Here is a 5,515-nt window from a genome sequence, read left to right as displayed (position 1 = left end):
ACCGCGGGCGCGTCGCTCTACGGGCTGGAGGGGACGTGGCGGGGTGCCCCCGCAGCGCGGCGCACATGCTCCCAGGGGGAGCCGGAGAAACTACCCGCACGGTGCGCCGCCGAGGAGGTACCCCGGTGCGGCACCGACCCCCGCACGGACAGGGCGCACGACCGCAACCAACCACCCCCCGCCCCGAAGGGGCGGGAAACCCCGGCCTACGGCCGGGGGGTACGGGGTCCGCCCCGCAGGGGCGGAAAAGACCCCCGGCCGTGTGGCCGGGGGTCGCGTCCGTGACGTGAACGTCGGATTCCGGGCCGGGCCGAAAGGCCCGGACCGGGTCAGCGCTCGGCGAGGAACTTCTCCACCCGCGCCCGCACATCCTCCGTGTCGAGACCACGAATCGTCAGCGTGGTCCGACGCCGCAGCACGTCGTCCACCGTCTCCGCCCACTCGTGGTCCCGGGCGTAGACGACCTGCGCCCAGATCTCGGGACCGTCGGGGTGGATGCGCTCGCCCAGCGACGGGTCGTCGTTGACGAGCCGCGCGATGTCGAAGGAGAGCGAGCCGTAGTGCGAGGCCAGGTGGCGCGCGGTGAGCGGGTCCATCCGGGTGCCCGGCTCGCGGTCCACCAGCAGCCGGTGCGCGACCGCGTTGGGGTTGGCCACACCGGGCAGCGGGGTCCGGCGGACCAGGTTGGAGATGGGCTCCATGTCCTCGGTCAGCGGGCTGCCCGGCACCTTGGCGAGCTTGTTCATGACCGTACGGCCGATGTGCCGGTACGTGGTCCACTTGCCGCCGGCGACGGAGAGCATGCCGCCCTTGCCCTCGGTGACGACCGTTTCGCGCTTGGCCTGGGCCACGTCGCCGGGGCCGCCGGGCAGCACCCGCAGGCCGGCGAAGGCGTACGTCATCAGGGAGCGGTCGAGGTCGGCGTCCTGGATGGAGAAGGCGGCCTCGTCCAGGATCTGCTGGATGTCCTCCTCCGTGGCCCGCACGTCGGCCGGGTCGCCCTCGTACTGGGTGTCGGTGGTGCCGAGGAGGAGCTGGTCCTCCCAGGGGAGGGCGAAGGTGATGCGGTACTTGTCGATCGGGGTGGCCATCGCGGCCTTCCACGGCGACTTGCGCTTCATCACGATGTGCGCGCCCTTGGAGAGGCGGATGGAGGGGGCCGCGCCCTTGTCCTCCATCTTCCGCAGGTGGTCCACCCACGGGCCGGTCGCGTTGAGCACGACGCGGGCGTCGATGCCGAACTCGCTGCCGTCCAGGCGGTCCTTGAGCTCGGCGCCGGTCACCTTGCCGTGGGTGAAGCGCAGCCCGGTGACCTCGGCGTGGTTGAGCACGACCGCGCCGGACTCCACCGCGGCGCGGACCGTCATGACGGCCACGCGCGAGTCGTTCATCTGGTGGTCGTAGTAGACCGCCACGGCCTTGAGGTTGTCGGTGCGCAGGCCGGGGTTGTCGGCCTTGGCGCGCGCCGGGGAGATCACCTTGCCGACGCCGTCGCCGAAGGCGGACAGCGCGGAGTAGGCGAACACGCCGGCGCCCAGCTTGGCGGCGCCGACCGGGCCGCCCTTGTAGACCGGCAGGTAGAACGTGAGCGGGTTGACCAGGTGCGGGGCCACGTCCTTGGCCAGCACCCGCCGCTCGTGGTGGTTCTCCGCCACCAGCTTCACCGCGCCGGTCTGGAGGTACCGCAGACCGCCGTGGACGAGCTTGGAGGAGGCGGAGGAGGTGGCGCCGGCGAAGTCGCCGGCGTCCACCATCGCCACCCGCAGCCCGGACTGCGCGGCATGCCAGGCCACCGAGGTGCCCAGGATGCCTCCACCGATCACCAGGAGGTCGTAGGTCGCCTTCGACAGCCGTTCCCGGGTCTCGGCGCGGCCGGGGTTCTGGCCGGCAGCCGGGTGCGTCCCGAGGGTCGGGACGCTCTGCAGGGTGCTCATGTGACTCAGTGCTCCTTCTTGTCTTCGTCGGAGTCCTCTTCGATCCAGCCCATGGTCCGCTCGACGGCCTTGAGCCAGTTCTTGTACTCCCGTTCGCGAACGTCCGCGTCCATCCGCGGGGTCCACTCCGCGGCCCGGCGCCAGTTGGCGCGCAGCGCGTCGGTGTCGGGCCAGAAGCCCACGGCCAGACCGGCGGCGTAGGCGGCGCCGAGGCAGGTGGTCTCGGCGACCATCGGGCGCACCACCGGCGCGTCGAGGAAGTTCGAGATCGTCTGCATCAGCAGGTTGTTGGAGGTCATGCCGCCGTCGACCTTGAGCGCGGTCAGCTCGACGCCGGAGTCCTTGCTCATCGCGTCGACGATCTCGCGGGTCTGCCAGGCGGTGGCCTCGAGCACGGCGCGGGCGATGTGCGCCTTGGTGACGTAGCGGGTCAGGCCCGCGATGATGCCCCGGGCGTCGGAGCGCCAGTACGGGGCGAAGAGGCCGGAGAAGGCCGGGACGAAGTAGGCGCCGCCGTTGTCCTCGACGGAGCTGGCCAGCGTCTCGATCTCCGCGGCGCTCTTGATCAGGCCCATCTGGTCCCGCATCCACTGCACCAGCGAACCGGTGACGGCGATGGAGCCCTCGAGGGCGTAGACCGGCTTCTGGTCGCCGATCTGATAGCCGACGGTGGTGAGCAGCCCGCTGTACGAGTTGATCACCTTCTCGCCGGTGTTGAGCAGCATGAAGGTGCCGGTGCCGTACGTGGACTTGGCCTCGCCCTCGGAGAAGCAGGTCTGGCCGAACAGCGCCGCCTGCTGGTCGCCCAGCGCGGAGGCGACCGGCACGCCCTCCAGGACGCCCTTGGCGTGGCCGTAGACCTCGGCGGAGGAGCGGATCTCGGGCAGGATCGCCGCCGGGATGCCCATCGAGGACAGGATGCGCTCGTCCCAGCGCAGCTCGGCCAGGTTCATCAGCATGGTGCGCGAGGCGTTGGTGACGTCGGTGACATGGACACCGCCGTCGGCGCCACCGGTGAGGTTCCAGATGACCCAGGAGTCCATGGTGCCGAAGAGGATCTCGCCCCGCTCGGCGCGCTCGCGCAGGCCCTCGACGTTGTCGAGCAGCCAGCGGATCTTGGGGCCGGCGAAGTACGAGGCGAGGGGCAGGCCGGTCTCGCGGCGGAACCGGTCCTGGCCGACGTTGCGGCCGAGCTCACGGCAGAGCGCGTCGGTACGGGTGTCCTGCCAGACGATCGCGTTGTGCACCGGCTCGCCGGTGGCCTTGTCCCAGAGCAGCGTGGTCTCGCGCTGGTTGGTGATGCCGATGGCCTTGATGTCGTCGCGGCCGATCCCGGCCTTGTCGAGGGCGCCGGCGACGACCTCCTGGACGTTGGTCCAGATCTCGGCGGCGTCGTGCTCCACCCAGCCCGGCTTGGGGAAGATCTGCTCGTGCTCCTTCTGGTCGACGGAGACGATCCGGCCGTCCTTGTCGAACACGATGCAGCGGCTGGAGGTGGTGCCCTGGTCGATCGCCGCGATGAACGGGCCTGCGGTGTGCGCGTCGGTCATGGTGTGCTGCTCCTGAAGTCTGGGTGGGCGAAGGGGCTTAGAACGCGAGCTGGTAGATGCCGCCGGCGATGGCGCCGCCGAGGAGCGGGCCGACCACCGGAATCCAGGCATAGCCCCAGTCTGAGCCACCCTTGTTGCGGAGCGGCAGCAGCGCGTGGACGATGCGCGGGCCCAGGTCGCGGACCGGGTTGATGGCGTAGCCGGTCGGGCCGCCCAGCGAGAGGCCGATGCCCACCACGACCAGGGCGACCATCAGCGTGCCGGTGCCGGAGGCGCTCAGGCCCTTGCTGTCGCCGAGCACCAGGATCGCCAGCACCAGCACGATGGTCGCGATGACCTCGGTGACGACGTTCTGCACCGCGTTGCGGATCTCCGGGCCGGTGGAGAAGATGCCCAGCACGGGGCCGGCCGCGGGGGCGGCGGCCTTGTCGACCATGCCCTCGTCACCACTCTTCTGGCCGACGATCTCCGGGTCGCTCAGATGCGCCTGGAACTGGCCGTAGTAGGCGAGCCAGACCAGCACCGCGCCGATCATCGCGCCGAGCAGCTGGCCGGCGAAGTACACCGGCACATCGCTCCAGTCCTCGGACTTCATCGCGACACCGACGGTCACCGCGGGGTTGAGGTGCGCGCCGGAGAGGGGGGCGGAGATGTACGCGGCCGTGAGCACGGCGAAGCCCCACCCGAAGGTGATGGCGAGCCAGCCGGCCGCGAGCGCCTTCGAGCGCTTCAGGGTGACGGCGGCGCAGACGCCGCCGCCGAGCAGGATGAGCACGGCGGTACCAAGGGTCTCGCCGATGAAGATGTCGGAGCTGGACACCCGCGACTCCTTTGTCCTTCGTCCAGGGGAAGGCAGGCCACGGGGTCCCGCCCGTGGGCCCGCGCCCTCTCGGTGAGGGCGTTGGCCGGTCCGTGGCAATACCCACCATAGCGAAGATGTCGTCAGGTGTTCGACAATGCCGACCGGTGAACGGCAGTTTTCTTCACCGACAAGAACGCGTCAAGAGCGCTGGAACAGCGAAATCGATCCGTTGTTCAAGCGTGACAGGGGCGCGTCGGGGCCGCGCGGGGAAAACCGGTCGGACCTGACCGGGGGCGGTCAAAAACGACCGGCGCCGAGGTCCCGGGAGACCGCTCGGGCACAGTCCCGCACCGCGGCGATCAAGGACTGGCGGAGCTCCCCCTCCTCGCACACCCGCTCGACGGCACCGGTGATCCCCACGGCGCCGACCGGCATCCGCCGCCGGTCGTGGATGGGCGCGGCCACCGAGGCGACGCCCTCCCAGGTCTCCTCCACGTCGGAGGCCCAGCCCCGGGCCCTGGCGAGGTCGAGGACCTCCTCGAAGTCGGCCAGATCGGTGACGGTGCGGGCCGTGAACGCCTCCCGCTCGCCCTCGGCGGCCTCGCTGTGCGCCACGGGGTCGTACGCCGAGAGCACCTTGCCGAGCGCCGTACTGTGCAGCGGCTGCATCGCCCCGACCTCCAGCACCTGCCGGCTGTCGTCCGGACGGAAGACATGGTGGACGATCAGCACGCCCTGCTGGTGCAGCACGCCCAGGTAGACGCTCTCCCCGCTGGAGCGGGCGAGGTCGTCCGCCCACACCAGGGCGCGGGCCCGCAGCTCGTGCACGTCCAGATAGCTGTTGCCCAGCCGGAGCAGCTCGGCGCCGAGCTGGTAGCGGCCCGACACCGGGTCCTGCTCGACGAAGCCCTCCTGCTGGAGGGTGCGGAGAATCCCGTGCGCGGTGCCCTTGGCCAGCCCCAGCGCCGACGCCACGTCCGACAGGCCGAGCCTGCGCTCGCCGCCGGCCAGCAGGCGCAGCATCGCAGCCGCGCGCTCCAAGGACTGGATGGTCCGTGCCATCGCGAGGGCCTCCTCCACCAAGGTTCGACAATGCTGAACACTATCGGTCCATGCCGACCTCGTGGTACCGAATCGGCCGCTCACACCACGGCGGACCTGCGCACTCTTCCACCCGCCCACCAGCGACAACCCGTACTCCCGCACGAAGGTCTCCTGCGCGTCGGCGA

At 70.8% G+C, this 5,515-nt stretch carries 4 protein-coding genes; all 4 read right to left on the bottom strand.

The window, feature by feature from the left end; translation table 11 throughout:
• Window positions 1–329: 329 nt before the first annotated feature.
• The 4 genes from ACSNOD_RS27740 to ACSNOD_RS27725 all read right to left on the bottom strand — a co-directional run bounded on the left by ACSNOD_RS27740 (window position 330) and on the right by ACSNOD_RS27725 (window position 5,348).
• On the bottom strand, window positions 330–1,934 hold the full coding sequence (locus ACSNOD_RS27740) for an FAD-dependent oxidoreductase (protein ID WP_436769817.1): 1,605 nt from the start codon (window positions 1,932–1,934) through the stop codon (window positions 330–332).
• A 5-nt stretch (window positions 1,935–1,939) separates the two neighbouring features.
• Entirely contained in the window at window positions 1,940–3,484 is a 1,545-nt protein-coding gene (glpK, locus tag ACSNOD_RS27735; protein ID WP_436769816.1) for a glycerol kinase GlpK, read from the bottom strand.
• A 37-nt stretch (window positions 3,485–3,521) separates the two neighbouring features.
• Complete coding sequence (locus ACSNOD_RS27730) at window positions 3,522–4,304, bottom strand: MIP/aquaporin family protein (protein WP_436769815.1); 783 nt, start codon at window positions 4,302–4,304, stop codon at window positions 3,522–3,524.
• A gap of 279 nt (window positions 4,305–4,583) precedes the next feature.
• Window positions 4,584–5,348: an IclR family transcriptional regulator gene (locus ACSNOD_RS27725; RefSeq protein WP_436769814.1), complete on the bottom strand. Its 765-nt coding sequence runs from the start codon at window positions 5,346–5,348 to the stop codon at window positions 4,584–4,586.
• Between the last annotated feature and the right edge of the window lie 167 nt (window positions 5,349–5,515).

The sequence above is a fragment of the Streptomyces sp. URMC 123 genome (assembly GCF_051386515.1).
Classification (GTDB): Bacteria; Actinomycetota; Actinomycetes; order Streptomycetales; family Streptomycetaceae; genus Streptomyces.
This window is presented reverse-complemented; position numbering and strand designations above follow the sequence as displayed.

Bases quoted from the DNA above. Each gene is read 5' to 3' on its own strand.
- glpK (WP_436769816.1), bottom strand. From the start codon at position 3,484: ATGACCGACGCGCACACCGCAGGCCCGTTCATCGCGGCGATCGACCAG.
- ACSNOD_RS27725 (WP_436769814.1), bottom strand. From the start codon at position 5,348: ATGGCACGGACCATCCAGTCCTTGGAGCGCGCGGCTGCGATGCTGCGC.
- ACSNOD_RS27740 (WP_436769817.1), bottom strand. From the start codon at position 1,934: ATGAGCACCCTGCAGAGCGTCCCGACCCTCGGGACGCACCCGGCTGCC.